Source organism: Gammaproteobacteria bacterium (assembly GCA_013003425.1).
Lineage (GTDB): Bacteria > Pseudomonadota > Gammaproteobacteria > Steroidobacterales > JABDKV01 > JABDJB01.
Map to the genome: position 1 here is coordinate 150,707 of JABDJB010000056.1, position 21,514 is coordinate 172,220.

At 60.5% G+C, this 21,514-nt stretch carries 18 protein-coding genes; 8 read left to right on the top strand and 10 right to left on the bottom strand.

What is annotated here, in order from left to right; translation table 11 throughout:
• Positions 1–28 precede the first annotated feature (28 nt).
• From HKN06_08825 to HKN06_08835, 3 genes are read left to right on the top strand one after another with little or no spacing between them, the layout of a single operon-like run.
• Complete coding sequence (locus HKN06_08825; protein NNF61417.1) at positions 29–403, top strand: response regulator; 375 nt, start codon at positions 29–31, stop codon at positions 401–403.
• Complete coding sequence (locus HKN06_08830; protein NNF61418.1) at positions 396–842, top strand: chemotaxis protein CheX; 447 nt, start codon at positions 396–398, stop codon at positions 840–842. Before HKN06_08825 ends, HKN06_08830 begins: the two co-directional genes overlap by 8 nt.
• 20 nt (positions 843–862) lie before the next feature.
• The gene (locus HKN06_08835) at positions 863–2,350 is read left to right on the top strand and encodes a GGDEF domain-containing protein (GenBank protein ID NNF61419.1); all 1,488 of its coding nucleotides are present in this window, start codon (positions 863–865) and stop codon (positions 2,348–2,350) included.
• A gap of 18 nt (positions 2,351–2,368) precedes the next feature.
• Here the strand turns inward: HKN06_08835 and purD are convergent, their stop codons facing one another.
• Genes purD through HKN06_08885 form a run of 10 tightly spaced genes read right to left on the bottom strand, consistent with a single transcriptional unit; the run spans position 2,369 to position 12,655 of the window.
• Positions 2,369–3,643: a phosphoribosylamine--glycine ligase gene (gene purD / locus HKN06_08840; GenBank protein ID NNF61420.1), complete on the bottom strand. Its 1,275-nt coding sequence runs from the start codon at positions 3,641–3,643 to the stop codon at positions 2,369–2,371.
• A gap of 1 nt (position 3,644) precedes the next feature.
• Positions 3,645–5,183, bottom strand: a complete 1,539-nt coding sequence (gene purH, locus HKN06_08845) for a bifunctional phosphoribosylaminoimidazolecarboxamide formyltransferase/IMP cyclohydrolase (GenBank protein ID NNF61421.1) — start codon at positions 5,181–5,183, stop codon at positions 3,645–3,647.
• A gap of 10 nt (positions 5,184–5,193) precedes the next feature.
• Positions 5,194–5,532, bottom strand: coding sequence for a DNA-binding transcriptional regulator Fis (gene fis / locus HKN06_08850; protein NNF61422.1), 339 nt, complete (start codon positions 5,530–5,532; stop codon positions 5,194–5,196).
• Positions 5,516–6,508, bottom strand: coding sequence for a tRNA dihydrouridine synthase DusB (gene dusB, locus HKN06_08855; protein NNF61423.1), 993 nt, complete (start codon positions 6,506–6,508; stop codon positions 5,516–5,518). Before dusB ends, fis begins: the two co-directional genes overlap by 17 nt.
• A gap of 2 nt (positions 6,509–6,510) precedes the next feature.
• Entirely contained in the window at positions 6,511–8,232 is a 1,722-nt protein-coding gene (locus HKN06_08860; protein NNF61424.1) for a DUF3426 domain-containing protein, read from the bottom strand.
• The gene (gene prmA / locus HKN06_08865) at positions 8,213–9,088 is read right to left on the bottom strand and encodes a 50S ribosomal protein L11 methyltransferase (protein ID NNF61425.1); all 876 of its coding nucleotides are present in this window, start codon (positions 9,086–9,088) and stop codon (positions 8,213–8,215) included. Before prmA ends, HKN06_08860 begins: the two co-directional genes overlap by 20 nt.
• 15 nt (positions 9,089–9,103) lie before the next feature.
• On the bottom strand, positions 9,104–9,547 hold the full coding sequence (gene aroQ / locus HKN06_08870; GenBank protein ID NNF61426.1) for a type II 3-dehydroquinate dehydratase: 444 nt from the start codon (positions 9,545–9,547) through the stop codon (positions 9,104–9,106).
• 45 nt (positions 9,548–9,592) lie between these two features.
• On the bottom strand, positions 9,593–10,135 hold the full coding sequence (locus HKN06_08875) for a TlpA family protein disulfide reductase (protein NNF61427.1): 543 nt from the start codon (positions 10,133–10,135) through the stop codon (positions 9,593–9,595).
• Complete coding sequence (locus tag HKN06_08880) at positions 10,132–12,330, bottom strand: protein-disulfide reductase DsbD (GenBank protein NNF61428.1); 2,199 nt, start codon at positions 12,328–12,330, stop codon at positions 10,132–10,134. The genes HKN06_08875 and HKN06_08880 overlap by 4 nt, the downstream gene beginning before the upstream one ends.
• Before the next feature lies 1 nt (position 12,331).
• Entirely contained in the window at positions 12,332–12,655 is a 324-nt protein-coding gene (locus HKN06_08885) for a divalent-cation tolerance protein CutA (GenBank protein ID NNF61429.1), read from the bottom strand.
• A gap of 159 nt (positions 12,656–12,814) precedes the next feature.
• Between HKN06_08885 and groES the strand changes: the two genes are divergently transcribed.
• The 5 genes from groES to HKN06_08910 all read left to right on the top strand — a co-directional run bounded on the left by groES (position 12,815) and on the right by HKN06_08910 (position 21,514).
• Positions 12,815–13,105 carry a co-chaperone GroES gene (groES, locus tag HKN06_08890; protein NNF61430.1) on the top strand — a complete coding sequence of 97 codons (291 nt, stop codon included), beginning with the start codon at positions 12,815–12,817 and terminating at the stop codon, positions 13,103–13,105.
• 26 nt (positions 13,106–13,131) lie between these two features.
• A complete protein-coding gene (groL, locus tag HKN06_08895; protein ID NNF61431.1) occupies positions 13,132–14,781 on the top strand; it encodes a chaperonin GroEL in 1,650 nt (549 codons plus the stop codon).
• A gap of 181 nt (positions 14,782–14,962) precedes the next feature.
• Positions 14,963–17,350, top strand: coding sequence for a TolC family protein (locus HKN06_08900; GenBank protein ID NNF61432.1), 2,388 nt, complete (start codon positions 14,963–14,965; stop codon positions 17,348–17,350).
• A gap of 10 nt (positions 17,351–17,360) precedes the next feature.
• Entirely contained in the window at positions 17,361–18,449 is a 1,089-nt protein-coding gene (locus HKN06_08905; protein NNF61433.1) for an efflux RND transporter periplasmic adaptor subunit, read from the top strand.
• Positions 18,450–18,454: 5 nt separating this feature from the next.
• Positions 18,455–21,514: an efflux RND transporter permease subunit gene (locus HKN06_08910; GenBank protein ID NNF61434.1), complete on the top strand. Its 3,060-nt coding sequence runs from the start codon at positions 18,455–18,457 to the stop codon at positions 21,512–21,514.

Here is a 21,514-nt window from a genome sequence, read left to right on the forward strand (position 1 = left end):
GCGCGTTTACTGCAGCCGAAAGGTGAAAATCATGAAACTCATGATCGTGGATGACTCCAATATCATCCGGAGAAAGATAGAGCGCTCCACCGAGGTCGACGGCCTTGAGGTGGTAGCTACCGCAAGCAACGGCGTCGAGGCGCTCGAGCAGTTCCCCAAGGTGTGCCCGGACATCGTCACGATGGACCTGACCATGCCGGAAATGGGTGGCATCGAATGCGTCGAGCGGATGGTAGAGATAGATCCGAATGTCATCATCCTGGTGATCTCGGCACTGTCAGACAAAGCCACCGCCATCGAAGCACTCAAGAAGGGAGCCAACGGGTTCCTGTGCAAGCCTTTCACGGAAGAAGAGCTGAATCGCGCTTTCCGCGAGCTGCTGGAGGAAGCGAATTATGGATAAGCAGGACCTGCAGGTCTTTATCGAGGGTGCCACCTCGTTCTTCAGTCATATGGGTGGCGAGCAGGCGCAGATCGGTACTCCCTACCTGGCCAGCAACACCAACAATGAGGTGAAGGGTTTTACCGGCATTATTGGTGTGACCGGCAAACGCAGGGGCTCGGTCTATTTCACGGCACCACCGGTGCTGCTGAAGGTACTGCTGATGACCCTGGGTGAAGAAAACACCGATCACGAGAACATGTGCGACATGGTCGGCGAGGTGGCCAACGTCATTTCGGGAAATGCTCGCAAAGAATTTGGTCACGAGTTCCTGATATCGGTGCCGATCGTGGTGGTCGGCAGGCTCGACAGGATTGTCGTGCCACCCGAGCTGCGCTCATTCGTCGTACCCATCACCTGGAAAAACTACGACGCATCGCTGGTCATAGCGCTCGAGTGATACCACCCGGGTTTTGCTGAATGAGCAACGCGGTTTCACAACAACTAACCGGGCCCATTCCATTCGCACCCGTGCGCTTGTGGCGGGCTGGTGGCAGGCAGCGCGCGGCGGTGCAGGCATGGCTGCTGGTTTGTGCAGTGACAATTCCCGGCGGATTGCTGACGCGCATCTTCGAGTGGACCGGGCTGGCGGTCGAACTTGGTGGCACCACGGTGCATCTGACCGTATACCTGCCATTACTGGTTTGCGTGCCATTGGTGCTGTGGTGTGGCTTCCTGTGGGCCGCCATACCGGCCTATTTTTCGACGCTCCTGGTGGCAATAGCCGGCGGCATGTCTTTGCCATGGCTGCTGGTGTTCCCGCTGGCAAATCCGCTCGGCCTGGCCATGTTTGCGCTGCTTTACCGGGTGTCGAATGCAAATTCCCGCATGCGCGATGGCGCGTCAGTTGCCGGTTTCGCGGGGGTTGCCCTGGTCGCCTCACTGGCAGGATCGGCCGGGGCATTCGTCTGGGTTTATTCAAACCGGATTGGCGCCGATGTTGCCTACCCGGTCTGGCAGGGCTGGTGGCTCGGCGGCTGGCTGCAGGCAGTACTGATCAGCCTGCCGACCCTGTACCTGCTTAGTCCCGCCGTGGAGCGCTGGCTGGCACCATTGAAGCCGGCTCGCGAAATCAGCCGGCGTGATCTCAGCCATCGGCTGCTGCCGGCAATTGCTTCTGCGGTTGTGGTGTTGATGACCTATGTTTTTGCTGCAAGGCTGTTCAGCCTGCGGAAATTTAACGCTGCGGCGCAACGAATCAGTGACGATGAGATAGTCAACGAGTTGCTCAATTCCATTGACGCGCTGACCTATCCCTTGTTCATTCTTGCCGCCGCGCTGGTCGCAGTCGGTTTTCTCGGTTACCGCGCCGCGATGTTCTGGAACCGCTCGCTGATGGATGCCAACGAATTACTGGCTGCCCGCAACTCGGAGCTTGCGCGAATGGCCGAAACGGATGTTTTGACGCGCGTATACAGCCGGCGCAAGGCCATGGAAGTGCTGCACCTGGAATTCGAGCGGGCGCGGCGTACCGAAACGGACTTCAGCGTGATGATGATCGATGCCGATTATTTCAAGCGAATCAACGATGAACATGGCCACCTGGTGGGTGACGAGGTAATCAGCGCCCTGGCTCAACGGCTGGCCGAAGCGCTGCGCGAGTACGATGTACTCGGCCGCTATGGTGGCGAGGAATTCATCGCCATCCTGCCGCAAGCCAGTCACGACGATGCGCAGCACATCGCCGAGAGGGTACGCGCTGCTGTAGCTGAAGACCCTGTTGCGACAGCAGCCGAGCCGTTGCCGGTGACCGTCAGTATTGGCTTTGCGACGATCAACGACGCCGATGCAAATGAGAACTTTGTGCTCGATCGCGCCGACCTGGCGTTGCTGGCAGCAAAACGCGCGGGCCGGAATCGTGTCGCCTCCGGGCGCACGGTGCCTGCGCGGCCCAGGGTTACCGCCTGACAGAGGCTCGACCCCGATTTACCGGTTTATTGCGCGATGCCCGATGTCGCGGCGACTGAAAGCGCCTTCCCAGGTAATCGTATCCGCACGCCGATAGGCCAGCTCTTGTGCCGCGGCAACGTCATGGCCCAGCCCGACGACACACAGCACCCGGCCGCCGGCCGTAACCACGCGGTCGTCACGCACGGCGGTGCCGGCATGGAAGACCTTGGTGCCGGGGATGTCATGTTCCAGGCCGCTGATCGGATCCCCTTTGCGGTAACCGTCGGGGTAACCGCCCGCCGCGAGCACCACACCGAGCGCGGCACGCGGGTCCCAGGCTGCTTCCAGCTCGTCCAGGCGCCCGTCGATTGCGCCATCGCACAACTCCGCCAGGTCACTTTGCAGACGCATCATGATCGGTTGTGTCTCGGGATCGCCCATACGGCAGTTGAATTCCAGTACCCGGGGTGCGCCTGACTCATCGATCATCAGGCCGGCGTAAAGAAAACCGACGTACGGAGTGCCGGACTCGTCGAGCGCACGCACCGTCGGCTGCATGACTTCATCCATAATGCGCTGGTGCACAGCCGGGGTTACCACCGGCGCTGGGGTATAGGCGCCCATCCCGCCTGTGTTTGGCCCACGGTCCTGCTCGTCACGGGTCTTGTGGTCCTGCGAGCTCGCCAGCGGCATTATCTTGCCGCCGCCGACCAACGCGATAAAGCTGGCTTCCTCACCGACGAGACAGTCTTCGATGACGATGCGCCGGCCGGCTTCTCCGAAACGCCGGTCGGCCAGCATGTCGCGCGCCGCCGCTTCTGCTTCCGCAACGCTCTGTGCAACGATGACGCCCTTGCCGGCAGCCAGGCCGTCGGCCTTGATGACAATGGGCGCGCCGCGCTCGCGAATCCGGGCCAGGGCAGGCGTTAGCTCGTCGAATACTTCGTAGCTTGCCGTCGGAATGCGATTGGCCTCGAGAAAATCTTTCATGAAGGCCTTGGAGCCTTCCAGCCTCGCGGCACCGCGTGACGGCCCGAAACAGCGCAAGCCCGCCGCTGTAAACTCGTCGACCACGCCAGCGACCAGTGGCCCTTCCGGACCGACGATAGTCAGGTGCACCTGCTCTTGTTGCGCCAGGGTCAGTAGCGAGTTGATCGCGTCCGGCTCGATATCGACGTTTCGCAGCTTCTTTTCGCTGGCGGTGCCGGCGTTGCCGGGTGCTACCAGCACTTCCGTTACCCGCGGTGACTGCGCTACGCGCCAGGCAAGTGCGTGCTCGCGGCCACCGCCACCGATAACCAGTATTTTCATGTCAGTGCCTGAAATGACGCATGCCAGTGAAAACCATTGCCATGCCGTGCTCGTTGGCGGCTGCGATAACTTCCTCATCGCGGCGTGATCCGCCTGGCTGGATTACTGCGATTGCTTCGTGCCCGGCAGCAGTGTCGATGCCATCGCGAAACGGAAAAAACGCATCCGATGCCATCGCCGAGCCCTTGACGGCGAGGCCGGCATCCACTGCTTTCATCGCGGCGATGCGGGCACTGTGGACGCGGCTGGTCTGGCCGCAACCAATGCCTATAGTCATCTGGTCCTTGGCAAAGACAATGGCGTTGGACTTGACGTACTTGCACACCTTCCAGGCGAACAGCAGATCGCGTAATTCGTGTTCGGTGGGCGAGCGCTGCGTGACAACTTCAAGATCTTCCGGGGCAACCAGTCGCGTATCGCGATCCTGCGCGAGGAGACCGCCGTTGATCGAGCGATACTCGGTGCCTTCGAGGCGCTCCATGTCCCACCAACCCGTGACCAGCACGCGCACGTTGGGCTTGCCTGCCAGCACGACGCGCGCCGCGTCCTGCACCTCGGGCACGATCAGAACTTCAACGAACAGGCGCAGTATTTCCTCTGCTGTGGCCGGGTCGAGGCTGCGATTGAGGGCAATGATGCCGCCGAATGCCGATGTCGGGTCTGTCGACAGCGCGCGCCGGTAGGCTTCGAGAGCGCTGTCAGCCACCGCGACCCCGCACGGGTTGGCATGTTTGACGATTACGCAGGCAGGTTCATAGAACTGGCGCACGCATTCGAGAGCAGTGTCGGCGTCGGCCAGATTGTTGTATGACAACTCCTTGCCCTGCACCTGGCTGGAGTGTGCGATTGAAGCTTCGCGATTATCGCTGTAGCGATAAAATGCCGCGTGCTGGTGGGGGTTTTCCCCGTAGCGCAGATCTGCCGTCTTTTTCAGCGGCAGGATATTACGTTCCGGAAACCGGTCGGCGTCTGCAGCATGCGCACCCAGGTAACGGGCGATCTGCGCGTCGTAGGCCGCAGTGTGGCCGAACGCGCTCACCGCCAGGCGGTAACGCAGGTCGTCATCCGGGCCACCGGACTTGATGGCTGTCAGAACTTCGCCATAGTCGGCCGGATCGACGACCACAGCCACGGCCGCATGGTTCTTTGCGGCGGCACGCAACATGGCGGGGCCGCCGATGTCGATATTCTCGATAGCCTCGTCCAGCGTACAATCCGGCCGCGCAATCGTCTGCTCGAACGGATACAGGTTGACGACCAGCAGGTCGAAGCGCTCCAGGCCCAGTTCGGCAAGCACGTCGTCATCGGTGCCAGGCCGCGCAAGCAGGGCTGCATGAATACGCGGGTGCAGCGTCTTGACCCGGCCGTCCATGATCTCGGGGAAGCCGGTCTGCTGTGCTACGCCGGTGACGGCGATTTCATTTTGCTGCAGCAGTTTTGCCGTGCCGCCGGTGGAGACGATTTCTACCCCGAGTGCATTGAGGCTGCGGGCAAACTCGACGATGCCGGTCTTGTCAGAAACGCTGAGCAGTGCACGCAAGGCCTGATTCTCAGCGACTGTCCGTAAGACCGTAGGTTTTGAGCTTCTTGCGCAGCGTACCCCGGTTTATACCCAGAACTTCGGCTGCGCGACTCTGATTGCCACGGGTATAAGCCATGACCGAGCGCAGCAGCGGCTCCTCAACCTCACGCAACACCAGTCCGTAAAGCCTGGCAGGCTCATGACCGTTCAGGTTGGCGAAGTAGCCGTTGAGTGCTTCTTCAGTTAAATCGCGTAGCGGCTTGCCGGCGCTCATCCTTCGCGCGGTGGCAATATTTTTTCCGTTCAAAGTCCGTTGTCCCACCTGCCGAGACTCCCCTGTTTTGGTTTTCTTACGCTGCAACCGCATCATCAGTCGCGCGTTCAAAATATTGTCTTGTCAGATTCACCTGTTGTGCAGCCGAGTCAACCCGAACTACGGCATTGCGGTATTGCCCTGCATCCGTGCGATTCCTGCAGTACCAGCCGAGGTGTTTTCTGGCTACCCGCACCCCGGTCTGTTCGCCGTAAAAACGATACAGCTCCTCAAGGTGGGCGAGCATAATATCACGGAGTTCGGCGACCGCCGGCGCGGCGTTTTGGTCATTCTTGTCCGGCGTCGAAAGACACGCGGCGATCTCTCTGAAAACCCACGGTCTGCCTTGTGCTGCGCGACCAATCATCAGGCCGTCAGCCCCGGTTTGTTGCAAAACTTCACGTGCCCGCTGCGCGGAGTCGATGTCGCCGTTGGCGATGACTGGTATGGAAATCGCGCGCTTGACTTCGGCAATCGACTGGTATTCGGCATGACCGCCAAACTTGCAGGCGCGCGTGCGACCATGAATCGCGATGGCCTGTACACCGCACTGTTCGGCAATTTCCGCGATGCGCACGCAGTTTTTCTCTTCCGGTGACCACCCGGTGCGGATTTTCAGCGTAACGGGTACGTCGACGGCGGCTACAGTCGCATCAAGTATTCGCCGGACATGATCTTCGTCACGCAGAAGCGCTGAGCCAGCGGCCTTGTTGCAAACTTTTTTTGCCGGGCATCCCATGTTTATGTCGATAATTCCGGCGCCACGCTCGGCATTAAAGCGAGCTGCAGCGGCCATCATCTGTGGATCGCCGCCGGCAATTTGCACGATGCGTGGCTCGGGCTCACCGCTGTGGTCCATGCGTCGACGGCTTTTGACGGTCTGCATCAGGCGCGGATCCGCGCTTATCATTTCGCCTGCGGCCATCGCTGCGCCCAGTCGCAGGCACAGCAGCCGGAAGGGTTTGTCTGTAACGCCGGCCATCGGCGCCAGCGCCAGGTTATTGCTGAACTGGTACGGGCCGATTTTCACGTCTAGCCCTCGTCGGCGCAGCGCAGGGTGCCGGCGCCATCAGGCAGGCACATGTCGAAATCGAATCCGACTACATCCGTGCCGGGGTCATGCAGGTTCAGCACGACACGCAGCCGCTGTCCGGGTTCGAGCAATTCGCCGACCAGGGCGCGATCCGCCAGGTACTCAGGAGGAGTGAAGTCGCGTATGCCGGTCGGGTCGCCCCAGCGGTCGCGCAGGGTTAGCCGAACCATCGGTGCCGGCTGCGGCAGGTCGGCGCCGTTGGAAATGATCGCCACGAAACGCAGTGCGGTGGAATCGTCGGCATTATCCGTCGTCTCGTCGGCAGGCATTTCAAACAGGCGTGCCTGGCCGACCACCTTGTAATCGCTGATGCGCCAGTTTGGTCGTGGTGCACCACCCGCTACCCCATACAGGGAGCTGACTGCCGGACCAAACCGTGGATGGATGACCAGGTCGCCACGATTTCGATGCACGATCTGCCCGACCAGCAGCAGGGTCATCAGTGCTGCCCCGACGGACCAGCCAATTGTTGCAGCACGGCTGCCCGGCGCCCGCAGGTAGTCGCGCAGGTCACGCGCATCCTCGGCATCGTAAGCGTCGCTTGCCGCACTTGATACGAGAGCCGCCGGCGGAGGTTCGGGCGGTTCCGGCAGCTCCGGCTGGCCTGGCGAGACTGCGGTCTGCGCAAACGGGTCCTGTGCTGCAGCGCCACCCTCCATTTTTTCCGGAATAACAACGTCATGGTCGCGGTCGAGCGCGGTTAGTTCCGGCAGCGGCAGGCTGAACAGCGCGGATTCGTCGACAGCTTCTTCGCTGTCCGCGGTGTCTTCAGGCCGGTCAGCAGCGGATGCGGTTTCGGTCTCCGGCAGGCTGGCAACGACATCGGCGTCGATGCTCTCATCAGCGCCATCGTCGAAGCCGGCAAACAGGCTGTCTTCGCTTCCGTCTGCAGCCTCGGTGTCTGTAAAGCTTTCATCGTCGTCATCCCACTCGTCGTCGAGAAACGATTCTTCATCATCGACTTCCGGTGGCTGGTATGACTCATCCAGAAGAATCTCGTCGTCTTCCTCGTCGACTGCTTCCTTTTCGACCGTAGTTACCGCCGGGACTTCGCCGGAATCATCTTCAGCATTGTCGTCAGAAGTGGCATCGTCGTCATCCTCCGTGTCCGTTGCCAGTGCCTCGTCTGCACCAACATCCAGGACGGTGACATCAGCCTCGCTTTGTCCGGCCTGCTCGTCGTCGGCTGACGCAGCTGCTTCAGGGGCCTTGTCGTCCTGATCGTCATCCTCCGTGTCCGTCGCCAGTGCCTCGTCTGCACCAACCTCCAGCACGGTGACATCAGCCTCGCTTTGTCCGGTCTGCTCGTCGTCGCCGGGCGCAGCTGCAGCCGGTTCAACGACTTCGTCCTCTTCATCAGCCAGCGACTGCTCTGTTGCTTTGGCAGGAACGACGCTGTCATCGGCTTCGCTTTGTCCGCCCTGCTTGCCGCCATCTGGCGCAGCTGCTGCCGCATCAGCCGCCTTGTCGTCTTCATCGGCCGGTGATTGTTCTGGCGCAGTATCCGGTGCCGGCTTTGTCTCCGGCACGGCGTCACTGATCGTGCGTAATGCATCGAATGATTTGCCGCACTGGCCGCAGCGCGCAAAGCCGCCCGCAACGGCGAGGTCGGACGCCGTTATCTCCAGTACCGCGCTGCAATCAGGACATTGTGTATACACGATCGTTTCGGGTGCCGCTCAAACGGGCCCAGCCGGCACGTATGGAGCACTGTTCGTTTTCAAACCATGGAGCATAAGCCTGCCATACCTGCTCCGCCTGGTCGTCGAGAATACCCGAAAGCACGACTGCACCGCCCGGTCGCAACATTCCGGCCAGCACCGGCACGAGTCCGATCAGCGGGCCGGCCAGTATGTTGGCCATGGCGATATCGACGCTGACAGCCGGCAGTTTTCCGGGCAACGAAATGTGAAATTTCTCGCCGCAACGATTGGCGGCCGCATTATTGCGGGTGGCTGTCAGGGCCTGCTCATCGATGTCGGCAGCAAAAACCTGTCGTGCTCCCAGCGCCACCGCAGCCAGGCCAAGCACGCCGGAGCCGCAGCCGAAATCAAGCACCGTGCATCCGTCGACCGAATTCCCGGCCAGCCACTCCAGGCACAGCGCGGTCGTCGCATGACGCCCGGTGCCAAACGCCAGCCCGGGGTCGAGCCGAACTATGTGTTTCGCATTTCCCGGCGTTTTGCCCGTCGGGCAAATCCACAATCGGCCGCCAAAACAGGCCGGCTCGAATTCCTGCAGCGCGGCACGCTGCCAGTCGCGCTCCTCCAGCGGCTGCCAGGTGGCGTGCGCGCATGCGAGTTGATTGACGATGTCTTCACGGTCAACGTCGTCCGGGAACAGGGCGCTGAAACGCAGTCGCGACCAGTACGGCGTGGCCCCCGGCGCCGGTTCCAGCAACGGCTCGTCGCCGGCATCTTCCAGGCTGACCGAAAGCGCACCAAGCTCTATGGCCTGTTCTTCCAGCGCACAACGTTGCTCGGCGCCGATCTCGACGATCAGTTTTTGCCAGGCCATGCGGGCGTTCTCGTGTCAGCCCTGGGCGAGGCGGCGATTGACGGCCTGCATGGCCAGCTCATAGCCGTGTGCGCCCAGGCCGGCGATGGTGCCGGCAGCAATATCACTGATCAACGAACGATGACGGAATTCTTCACGCGCCTGGATGTTGCTGAGGTGTAGTTCAATGAAAGGGATTGCCACGGCGAGCAAAGCGTCGCGTAGCGCCACGCTGGTATGGGTGAATGCGCCCGGATTGATGATGATGAAGGCGGTGCCGTCACCGGCGGCAGCCTGGATACGGTCGACCAGTTCATGTTCGGCGTTGCTTTGCAGCGAATCCAGCTGATGACCCTCGGCGGTGGCCATACGCTCGAGTTTGCTTTCGATATCAGCCAGCGTGGTGGCGCCGTATTTGTCCGGCTCACGGCTGCCAAGCAGGTTCAGGTTGGGGCCGTTTAGCAGCAGGATTTTTGCCATGGATCCTCCCTCGAATGCGGGGAGTTTACTCAAAAACCACAGCGGCTACCGAAGTTTCGCGATCGCCGCATCCAGCTGCTCACGGTGCAGCTCGCCCGCATGTATTTCGATCACTTCGCCGGCATGGTTTGTAAACACCGTAATCGGCAGCGCGATGACATCGGCGCCGAAAGCCTCCGCGGCATCCACGGCTTCCTGTTCGCCGACCAGTACCGGGTAATTGAAGCTGGTGCGTGATGCAAACTCGTGCACTGCTGCAGGGTCGTCCATGGCGATGCCAATAATCTCGATTTCACGGGCCGCCAGCTCATCACGGGCCTCGATCAGCATCGGTATCTCGCGCAGGCACGGCGGGCACCAGGTTGCCCAGAAGTTGACCACCAGCGCCTTGCCGTCCCATTCGGTTATGGATCTTTCGTTGCCGTTAACATCAGGCAGTGCAAATACGGGGCGGGTTGCCGGCAGCTTTTTTTCCGCCACCACCTTTGCGTAGCCCACCGGCTGCGGGCGGGATGTATAGAACTGGTAGCCAGCGGCGAATGAGGCCGCCAGCAGCGCAGCCAGCAGGATCAGGTTGCGGGTGTTCAAGGCGTTGTCGCTCCTGTGACCACGGCCGCGAATTCGGCGGCACCCATGTAACCAACGACGCGATAGTTTTTTCGTTCCAGGCCATCGCGGCCGAAGAAAGCAATGGTCGGCGGGCCGTAAATACCAAAGTGATTCAGCAGCGCGCGATCGATTTCATCGTTGGCGGTCACGTCTGCCTGCAGCAGGACGGTATTGCCGAGTGCGGCCAGGACGGCGGGATTGTGAAATGTGGTTTTTTCCATTTTCTTGCATTCGACGCACCAGTCCGCATAGAAGTCGAGCATGGTGGATTGCCCGGCTGCGCTGGCGGCCCGGACCTCGCGCTGCAGGTCGGCGACGCTCTTGATCGGCCTGAAGACCAGGCCTTCCTGCTGTGTTGCTGAGCCACCGGCCAGCGAGCTGCCACTCAGCGGCCGCAGCGGGTCGGTACCACCCGTTGCTGCGCCGATCACCAGCAGCACGCCATAAACGACGGCCATGATCCCGCCGCCCTTGGCCAGTTTGTGTCGCGTGTCTGCGTCCTGCGGTAATGGCGCAAAGGCGCCGAGGAAAATTCCGCTCATCAGTACCAGCCCGGCCCACAGAAACATCGTGACCTGATCCGGCAGAATTCGCGAAAGCATCCATATGGCGATGCCCAGCATCAGCACCCCGAAGGCACCGCGAATCGTCGTCATCCAGGCGCCGGCGCGTGGCAGCAGGTGGCCGGCCGAGGCACCGAACACCAGCAGCGGGGCGCCCATACCCAGGCTCATGACAAACAGCGCCAGCCCGCCACGCAGCGGGTCGCCGCTCTGGCCGATGACAATCAGTGCTGCCGCCAGTGGTGCGGCGACACAGGGCCCGACGATCAATGCCGAAAGCACGCCCATGATGCCAACGCCGAAAAGTGTTCCGCCGCTTTGTTTGTTGCTCATCTCGTTGAGCTTGTCTTGCATCGCGGCCGGCATCTGGAATTCGTAGGTGCCAAACATGGCCAGCGCGAGTGCCACAAACACCAGGCTGAACACAATGATTACTGCCGGCTGCTGAAAGACCGCCTGCAGGTTCTGGCCGAGCAAGGCGGCGGCCACGCCGGCTGCGGTATAGGTCAGCGCCATTGCCACCACATAAATGGCGGACAGCGTGAAGGCGCGTCGCGTCGTGATGTCCGGCCCCTGGCCGACAATAATTCCAGACAGGATTGGCACCATCGGGAAGACGCAGGGCGTAAAGGCCAGCAACAGCCCGGTGCCAAAGAACATCAGCGCAACCAGCCCCAGGTTGCCGCTGCGGATAGTTTCGGCCAGCCGGTCCTGTTCGCTGACCGGCTCATCCATCAGCGGGCCGGGTGGAGCGCTGCTGGCTGCCGGCAACAGCACCACGGTATCGCGCGTCATCGGCGGATAGCAGATGCCGTCTTCAGCGCAGCCCTGGAAGCCGATATTGAGGTTGAAGTCTCCTGGCTCCGGCCCGGCGCGGGACATCGGCACACGAATTTCGACCTGGTTGTAAAAAACCTCGGTCGCGCCGAAAAACTCGTCGGTTTTTGGCGTGCCGGCCGGCAGTCGCGGTGTGCCGAATTGCACCAGCTGGCTGTCGCTGGTGAACGCAAACTTGTCGCGATAAAGGTAGTAACCCTCTGCAATTTTGAAACGTACCGCAAGCGTGTAATCGTCCGCCATGTCGGCAACGAAACGAAACGCTTCATCGGGATGGAGAAACTCACTGCTGGCCTGCGCGTTATCCTGCAGCAGGGCCATCAGATCGACGCCACCGTTATTGGTGCTGGCAACGCGGACCGGCAGGGCTACTTCAGCGGTCCAGGTCTGTGGCGGGTAGCACAGGCCAATGTCGGCGCAACCCTGCGAGCGCAGCTGCAATGTCATCTGCGCCGGCGCATCGGCAGCGCGGGTGTATGGCAGCACGACGCGCAGCGCGTCGCGGTAGATTTCCGATTCACCAAAGAATTCGTCGGTCTTTTTCTTGCCCGGCGGGATAATCGCCGCACCCAGTTCGACGCTATCTGTGCGGCTGTCAAAGCCGAAGCGATGACGGTAGAGGTAATAACCGGGTTCAATACGCCAGTCGACGCGCAGCTCGTCGGCTGTGGCTGTGACGGTGTAGCGGAACGCCTCGTCGGGCGGAATCACATCCTCTGCGGCACCCGCCAGTGCAGGCAGCAGCAACAGGCAGGCTAGAAGTGTTCTAGGCATATCAGCGCGTGTTCTCGGCGACCCAGGCCAGGTAATCGGGCAAACCGGCACTCACAGGGACTGCCAGTATTTCCGGAAGTTCATAAGGATGCAGTTCAAGCAGGCTTTGTTCCAGTGCCGGGTAACGGTGCTGCACCGTCTTGATGATCAGCAGCACCTCGTCGTCGGCGGTAACCTCGCCCTGCCAGCGGTAGGTTGAGCGTGCCGGCAGGCAGCTGACGCAGGCGGCGAGGCGCTGCTCCACCAGGGCAGAGGCCAGCTCGCCGGCGGCATCTGCGGAGCAGGAACAGAAGATCAGCAGGGTCTGGTCAGGCTCGGAATTCATGCGTCTCCGGGTGCCGCCGGCCGTATACCGGGTGCAGGCTATTGAAAAGGCTTGACTGTGGCCCAAGCATGAATAGAATTAGCACTCCTTTCAAGGGAGTGCTAACAATCTGGCACTCGCGTAAGTTCTTAACTTACTGATTTACTAGGAGATTTACAAATGAAACTGCGTCCACTGCACGACCGTGTGATCGTCCGACGCGTCGAGGAAGAGACCAGGTCACCGGGCGGGATCGTAATTCCCGACACCGCAGCAGAAAAACCCAGCCGTGGCGAAGTCATCGCCGTCGGCAACGGTAAAGTGCTCGACAATGGTGATGTGCGTCCGCTGACCCTCAAACAGGGCGACAAGGTGCTGTTCGGCAAGTACAGCGGTACCGAGGTAAAGATCGAAGGCGAGGACATCCTTGTCATGCGCGAAGACGACGTCATGGCAGTCCTTGACGACTAACGCTGTAATTTGAGGAGAGCAAGATAATGGCAGCTAAAGATTTAAGATTTGGAGATGATGCGCGGCACCGTATGTTTGCCGGCGTCAACGCGCTGGCTAACGCCGTGCGCGTAACCCTTGGCCCGAAGGGCCGCAACGTCGTTCTCGACAAAAGCTTCGGCGCGCCGACCGTCACAAAAGACGGTGTTTCGGTGGCGAAAGAAGTCGAACTCGAGGACAAGTTCGAGAACATGGGCGCCCAGATGGTGAAGGAAGTCGCTTCGCAGACCTCTGACGAGGCCGGCGACGGCACCACCACCGCTACGGTACTGGCCCAGTCGATCCTGCGCGAAGGCCTTAAGGCCGTTGCCGCGGGCATGAACCCGATGGACCTCAAGCGCGGCGTGGAGCAGGCTACCCATAAAGTGGTTGCCGGGCTGCACGATTTGTCGAAGCCCTGCACCGACGACAAATCGATTGCGCAGGTTGGCACGATCTCGGCTAACTCTGACGAAGAGATCGGCAGGATCATTGCTGAAGCGATGGATAAAGTTGGTAAAGAAGGCGTGATAACGGTCGAAGACGGTTCCGCGCTGGAAAACGAACTCGACGTCGTCGAAGGCATGCAGTTTGATCGTGGTTACCTGTCGCCTTACTTCATCAACAACCAGCAAAACCAGAATGTCGAACTGGATGATCCGTACATCCTCTTGCATGACAAGAAGATCTCGAACATCCGCGACATGCTGCCGCTGCTGGAAAGCGTGGCGCGTTCAGGCAAGCCGTTACTGGTTATCGCCGAAGACGTCGAAGGCGAAGCGCTGGCCACGTTGGTGGTCAACAACATCCGTGGCATCGTCAAGGTGGCAGCGGTCAAGGCTCCTGGCTTCGGCGATCGCCGTAAAGCCATGCTGCAGGACATCGCGATTCTGACCGGTGGCACCGTGATCTCCGAGGAAGTAGGTCTGAGCCTCGAAAAGGCTTCACTGGAAGATCTTGGCAGCGCCAAGAAAGTCCAGCTGACCAAGGACGACTCGACGATCATTGACGGCGCCGGCCGGCCTGACGAGATCAAGGGTCGGGTCGAGCAGGTGAACGCTCAGATCGCCGACACCAGTTCTGACTACGATCGCGAGAAACTCCAGGAGCGCGTTGCAAAACTCGCTGGTGGCGTGGCCGTGATCAAGGTTGGTGCCGCGACCGAGATCGAGATGAAGGAAAAGAAAGCCCGCGTCGAAGATGCGCTGCACGCAACCCGTGCCGCTGTCGAAGAAGGCATTGTCCCGGGCGGTGGTGTTGCGCTGTTGCGTACGCTGGCCTCTCTGGAAGGTGTGAGTGGCGCCAACAGCGATCAGAAGGTTGGTATCAACATTCTGCGTCGCGCGCTTGAGGAGCCACTGCGCCAGATCGTCAACAATGCTGGCGAAGACGGTTCAGTCGTGTTGTCAAAAGTAGTCGAAGGTAAAGGCGATTTTGGTTACAACGCCGCGACCGGCGAATACGGCAGCATGATCGATATGGGTATTCTCGATCCGACCAAAGTGACTCGTACAGCGCTGCAAAACGCTGCATCGATCGCGGGTCTGCTGCTCACCACCGAAGCTATGGTGGCAGAGACGCCGAAGGAAGATTCTGCACCTGCCATGCCCGACATGGGCGGCATGGGCGGAATGGGCGGCATGGGCGGCATGATGTAAGCGACCGCGGCAATCTGTCGTGGGAGCGGCTTTAGCCGCGACTGCCCAAAAACCCCGGCCTGAGCGCCGGGGTTTTTTTTGGCCTATCCTTTTGCTGAAGCTGTAGCATCTGGAATTACACAGCGGTAAAAGGCCCGTGTGGCGCACAAGGGGCCGATCTGCAACTGGGGGAAGAGTTGTCATGAATGCCTTACGCAGCAATGCGCGGCGGTGCACTTTAATTCTGCCGCCCGTCGTGTTCGCGATGCTGTTGTTTCTTGCCGGTGCTGCCGGTGCTGCCACAGTGGCCATTGTTATTGACGGGCCGACCGAGCGGCCCGACACAATTACGCCTTTGATTCGACGCGAGGTCGCCGACCTCCTTGGCAGCGAGTTCACCGTTGATTTTCCCGCAGACAAGCAGTTCGTTGCGGACTGGACCCTGGAAGGCGTCCGCACGACGCTGCAGCGCGCGCTCGCTGATCCACAGGTTGACGTAGTAGTTACCCTGGGCCTGATTTCATCCAACGAGGCGGCACAGATTGACCGCCTGCCAAAGCCTGTTATTGCTACCGTGGTTCCCGATGCCACGCTGCAAGGGTTTCCTTTGCGTGATGGCGCCAGCGGGCGGCGCAATTTTACCTACATCTCCGGTCTCACCGGTATCGACCAGGAAATTGCGACCTATCACGAAGTCGTGGGGTTTCGTCATCTCACGGTAATTGCAGATGGCGTTTCGATTCGGTCGATACCCAAATTGCGCAGCCGCATCGGGCAGTTGTCGGAATATCTCGACATCGAGATTGCGATGGTAGCGGCCGGCAGTTCGGTTGAACAAATACTCGCGGGACTGCCCGCGCAAACTGAAGCCGTGTTCGTCGCGCCTCTGCACCGGCTGCCGGCCGATGGCATTGAGCGCCTGGCCGCAGGCCTGGTAGCGCGCAAGCTGCCGAGCCTGTCGATGCTCGGTCGCAGTGAGGTGGATGCCGGGCTGTTGATGACCATTGGCGGTTTGCCGGCCGATGACACGCGTTTCGCGCGGCGCATCGGCCTCAATCTGCAGCGCATTCTGTTGGGCGAAGATGCCGGGCGCATCGAAGTCGGGTTCCGGCTTGGGCGCCGGCTGGTTATCAACATGCATACGGCGCGCGCCATCGGCTATCTGCCGCGTTGGGCGGTGTTGATTGATGCCGAGAGGCTGTACGACGAGGAGGTGCAGGCGGCAGACGTACTGACTTTTGCTGACGCCATGCGCGAAGCGGTGGTCGCCAACCTGAGCTATCGCGTTTCCGAATTTGACACCTTGATCGCTGCCGAAGACGTCAGGTCCGCACGGGCGGCATGGTTGCCCCGGCTGGATCTGGATCTCACCCGCGCGCAAATCGATGCGGACCGGGCCAATCCCCTGCTGCAGTCCGAGAAAAGCACTGATGCCAGGGCGGCGGCCAGTCAGTTGGTCTATTCAGAGCAGGCGCGTTCGGCATTGGCGATTGCGCATCAACTCGAGGCCGCGTCACAGGCGGGCCACAGCGCGACACTACTGGATACCCTGCAATCCGCCTCGACAGCCTACCTTACGCTGCTGCGTGCGCGTGCACTTGAAGCAGTGCGTATTTCCAACCTCGAAGTTACCCGCACGAACCTGGAGCTGGCACGCGTTCGCGAATCCATCGGTGCTTCGGGCCGGGCAGATGTGCTGCGCTGGGAGACACAGATTGCCGGCGATCGGCAGCAGCTGCTGGCGGCACAGGCGCAGCGGCAGCAGGCCCGAACTGATCTGAATCGCGTGCTTAACAGGCCGCAGGGAAAATCGCTTGTGCCGGTGCGCGATGGTCTGGAGCAGGCGCTGGCGGTGCTGGGTGATCCGCGTTTCAACCAATATGTGGGTAATCCGGTGGTGTGGGAGACCTTTATAGCGTTCTCCGCCGCAGAGGCAGTGTCGCTGTCACCGGAGTTGCAGCAGCAGCAGGCGCGAGTCGGGGCGCAACAGCGCGACGTGCTGGCGGCACGACGCGCGTGGTATGTGCCGGATGTTGCATTGTCCGCGAGCACCGGCAACAACCTCAGCCGCGGTGGCGCCGGCTCCGACCTGACCGGCCTGATGCTCGATGACACGAGCTGGACGGTTGCACTTAATGCGTCGATACCGGTTTTCAGCGGTGGTGCGCTGCGCGCACGCCTGTCCCGCGCACAGCATGAGCTGGCACGGTTGCAGCAACAATACGCCGCGTCGGCAGAAGCGATAGAGGCGCGGATGCGTGCCGCGCTGTATCAGGTCGGCGGCTCTTACCCGGCGATTGAACTGTCACAGGATGCGGCCCGGGCTGCCGGCACCAACCTGGAGCTGGTTACCGATTCCTATTCGAAGGGTGCAGTGTCGGTTACCGATCTGATTGATGCGCAGGATGCAGCCCTGGCGGCAGAGCTCGCTGCGGCAGAGGCGGAGTACGCTTTTCTCATTGACTATATGGAAGTGTTGCGTGCACGTGGCAGCTATGACCTGGTGCTGGAGCCGCAGAAAGTTTCTCCGTACTACGACAGCATCAGTGATTTTTTCCGTGAACGCGGCGTCTCGCCGCTCGGCCAGTAAGGAAACCAGTATGCAGAAATCGCCAACCCTGTTGATTGCCGCACTGCTGGTTGCCGGCTGTGCCGAGCCACCACCGGAAGTGGAGCCGATTGTCAGACCGGTGCGCTACGCTCGCGTCAGCCTGCAGGGTGCAGCGGAAAACCGGGTTTTCTCCGGCACAACGCAGGCCGCGCTTGAGACCGACATGAGTTTCAAGGTCGCCGGCACGATTACCGGCCTGCCGGTCGAAGTTGGCGATATTGTCGCCGCCGGACAGCAGATTGCGACAATGGACGTGAAGGACTACCAGGTGCGTGTACAGGAGGCGCAGGCTGGTCTGGCGCAGGCGCGCGCGGAGTTGCGGAACGCGGAGAGTTCGTACGGGCGCGCCCGCAGTCTGTACGAAAATCGCAATATTTCACGCGGCGAGCTGGACGCCGCACGCGCTGCAGCCGAATCGGCGCAGGCGTTGCTCAACGCGGCCGGCCAGCAGCTGCAGGCCGCCAGGCTGCAGCTGTCGTACACGAGGATATCTGCGCCGCAGGAGTGCACAGTCGCTGCGGTATACCGCAAAGAGAATGAAAACGTCAGCGCCGGCCAGCCGATCATGCAGCTCAATTGCGGTGATTGCTCTGAAATATCCGTCACCGTGCCGGAAACTATTATCGACCGGGTGGAACAGGACAGTGACGTTGAGATCAGGCTGGCCGCGATGCCTGATGCGCGGATTGCGGGCAAGGTGATCGAAGTGGGTGTTGCTGCCGCCGGAACAGCGTACTCGGTAACTGTAGTGGTGACCGGAGATTGTCCTGAGCTGCGCTCGGGCATGGCAGCCGATGTTCACTTCCGGCTGCCCATCCAGGGCGGCGAACGGCGGATAGTTGTGCCGCCGGTTTCGGTCGGCGAGGACCGTATGGGCAACTATGCATTTGTGCTTGAACCTGTGCCAGATAGCGACCTTTATGTAGCGCGGCGTCGCGACGTCGAGGTAGCCGGGATCTTCGCCGAGGGTCTGCTTGTAACTTCAGGCCTGACCGCCGGCGAGTTGATCGCCACAGCGGGAGTGCGGCGCATTACCGACGGGCTTGAGGTGCGGTTGCTGGATAGCAAGGGTCGCTAGACGCAATGGACGTCACCCGTTTTGCTATCGAGAAAAAGCGCGTCACTATCGTCGCGTTGATTGCCGTGTTCATGGCCGGTGTCAGTGCCTATCAGGGCATGTCTCGCAACGAAGATCCCGGATTCATCGTCCGTACTGCGCTGGTGCAGACGCTGTTTCCAGGTGCCAGCCCCGAGCGGGTCGAGCTGCTGGTTACCGACAAGCTGGAAAAAATGATCCAGGAGATGCCGGAACTCGATTTTGTAAACAGCTCGTCACGGGTTGGTGTTTCGGTCATATACGTCAATATCAAGGAAAGCCTGACAGACATGCGGCCGATCTGGGAGAAGCTGCGGCGCAAAGTGGAAAGCGCAACCGCCGACCTGCCCGCAGGAGTTATCGGCCCGTTTGTCGACGACGAATTCGGCGACGTGTTTGGCACGATTATTTCAATCACCGGTGACGGCTTTGAAAGCCGCGAGCTGGAAAAAATTGCCGAGGAAGTGCGCAACGAATTGTTGCTGATCACGGATGTGGCCAAAGTTGATATCGCCGGTGCTCGCGATGAGCGGGTATTTGTCGAATATGACAACGCGCGGCTGGCAGAATTTGGCCTGTCGCCGGCAGCACTGCAGCGCATCCTGCAGGAGCACAACATAGTAATGCCCGGCGGTAACGTCACCACGGAGCTGGAAAAGATCGAGCTGGAACCGTCCGGCAACTATGAAACGCTTGACGATCTGCGACGCACGGTAATCAATGTTCCGGGACGGTCCGAAGTCTTGCGATTGCAGGACCTGGTCAGTATCAATCGGGGCTATGTCGATCCACCAAAGACGCTGGTGCGGGCCACCGGTGAGCCCAGCCTGATGCTGGCGGTGTCGCTGCGCGAAGGTGGCAACGTGCTGACCATGGGCGCAGCCGTCAGCACGGTAATCGATCGGGCTCGCAGCATTTATCCGATCGGGATCGAGTTCGGGGAGCTGCAGGCGCAGGCGGATATCGTTGCGCGCAAGATTTCCGACTTTACCGGCAATGTAGGCCAGGCGATTGTCATAGTTGTGCTGGTGATGCTGGTATTCCTGGGCTTGCGTACCGGTCTGATTGTCGCCTCGCTTATTCCGATGACCATTGCCGCGGCACTGTTTGTCATGGGACTGCTGGATATCGGTCTCGACCAGATGTCGCTGGCTTCTCTGATTATTGCGCTGGGAATGCTGGTCGACAACGCAATTGTGATGTCGGAATCGATAATGGTATCGATGGAAGAAGGAAAGCCGGCAAAGCAAGCGGCAATCGAAGCCGCCGCGGAGTTGCGGTTGCCATTGCTGATCGCATCGTTGACCACCGCCGCGGCATTCCTGCCAATCTTTCTGGCTGAATCCGCGACCGGCGAATATACCGCGCCAATATTCAAGGTGGTGTCGATCACGCTGTTGTGCTCCTGGGCCATTGCGTTGACGCTGATACCGCTTCTGTGTGTCGCCTTTATGAAAGTAAAGCCCAGCGACAACAATTACGACACCAGGTTTTATCGAGCTTACCGGAGCGTGCTGACGGCCATGCTGCAACGTCCCTGGGTCAGTATGGTGGTAGTCGCTCTGGTGTTTTTCGGCGCGATGCAGCTGTTCGCCCTGGTGCCCAGCATTTTCTTTCCGGAAAATGACCGCCCGACCTTTACCGTGGAGCTTGAGTTACCCGAGGGCTCACCAATACAGCGCACCGATGCGGTGGTCCGGGCCACGGAGCAATACATGCTGGGCAACCTGATGGCTGATGAGAATCAGGCCGGCATCGAAGGGTGGGGGGCGTTCATAGGATCCGGTGCGCCACGTTTCGTGCTGCCGTACCGGCCGGAACCGACTGCGCCAAATTACGCGTTGATGCTGGTAAATACGTCAGCACTAGATGCGGTAGCCGGCATTGTTACCAGGGTAGAGCGTTACCTGCTGGAGCGTTTTCCCGATGTCAATCCGACGGTACGCAAGCTGCCGCTGGGCGCACCAGCCTGGCCGCCCGTTTCGATACGCATTTCCGGTTCCGATACCGATACGATTTTTGCCATTGTCGATGAGGTCAGGGCCAGGCTGCGCGCAACAGCGGGCGCCAGACAGGTTAGCGACGATTGGGGTGCGCGCTCGAAAAAAGTGGTTGTCGATATCGACGACACACGTGCACGGCTGGCCGGTGTCAGTCACCAGGATATTGCCCTGTCGCTGCAGACCTTTCTCACCGGGCTGGAAACAACAGAGTTTCGTGAGGGCGACAAGCTGATACCGGTGGTCATGCGGTCTGAACGCAGCGGGCTGATCAGTGCGCGACAGATCGGTGCGCTCAATGTGTATTCCCAGACGACGGGCGCCAGCGTACCGCTGTCTCAGGTGGCCGATCCACGCGTGGTCTGGCAGCCGGCGAAGATCGAACGGCGCAACAGGCTGCAAACCGTAGCGGTCGAGGCACTGCTGGATCCCGGGGTCACAGCTGCTGACGTCACCGGTGCGATACAACCCTGGCTGGAGCAGCAGTCGGCAACCTGGCCGTTTGGCTATTCCTGGGAGTTCGGTGGCGAACAAGAAACGTCCGGCAAGGCCAACGCCTCAATTGCGGCGAAGCTGCCAATTGCCGGCCTGATTATTCTCCTGCTGCTGGTTGGTCAGTTTGATTCGCTGCGACGCCCGGCAATCATCCTCATTACCATTCCGCTGGGATTGATAGGCGTCGTTATCGGTTTGCTTGTGGCGAGGTCCTACTTCGGGTTTATGACGCTGCTGGGCGTAATTTCGCTATCGGGGATCGTCATCAACAACGCAATCGTGTTGCTGGACCGGATCAGGATAGAAATCGAGAGCGGGATGGCCGAAACAGCTGCCGTGTTGCAGGCAGCCCAGCAACGCTTGCGCCCGATACTGCTGACTACTGCGACGACGGTCGGCGGCATGCTGCCGCTTTGGTTCGGCGGCGGGCCGATGTGGGAACCAATGGCGATCACCATAATTTTCGGGCTGGCTTTTGCGACGATGCTGACGCTGGGCGTCGTGCCAGTCCTTTACTGCCTGTTCTTCGGGGTGAAGTTCGCGGATAGCTGA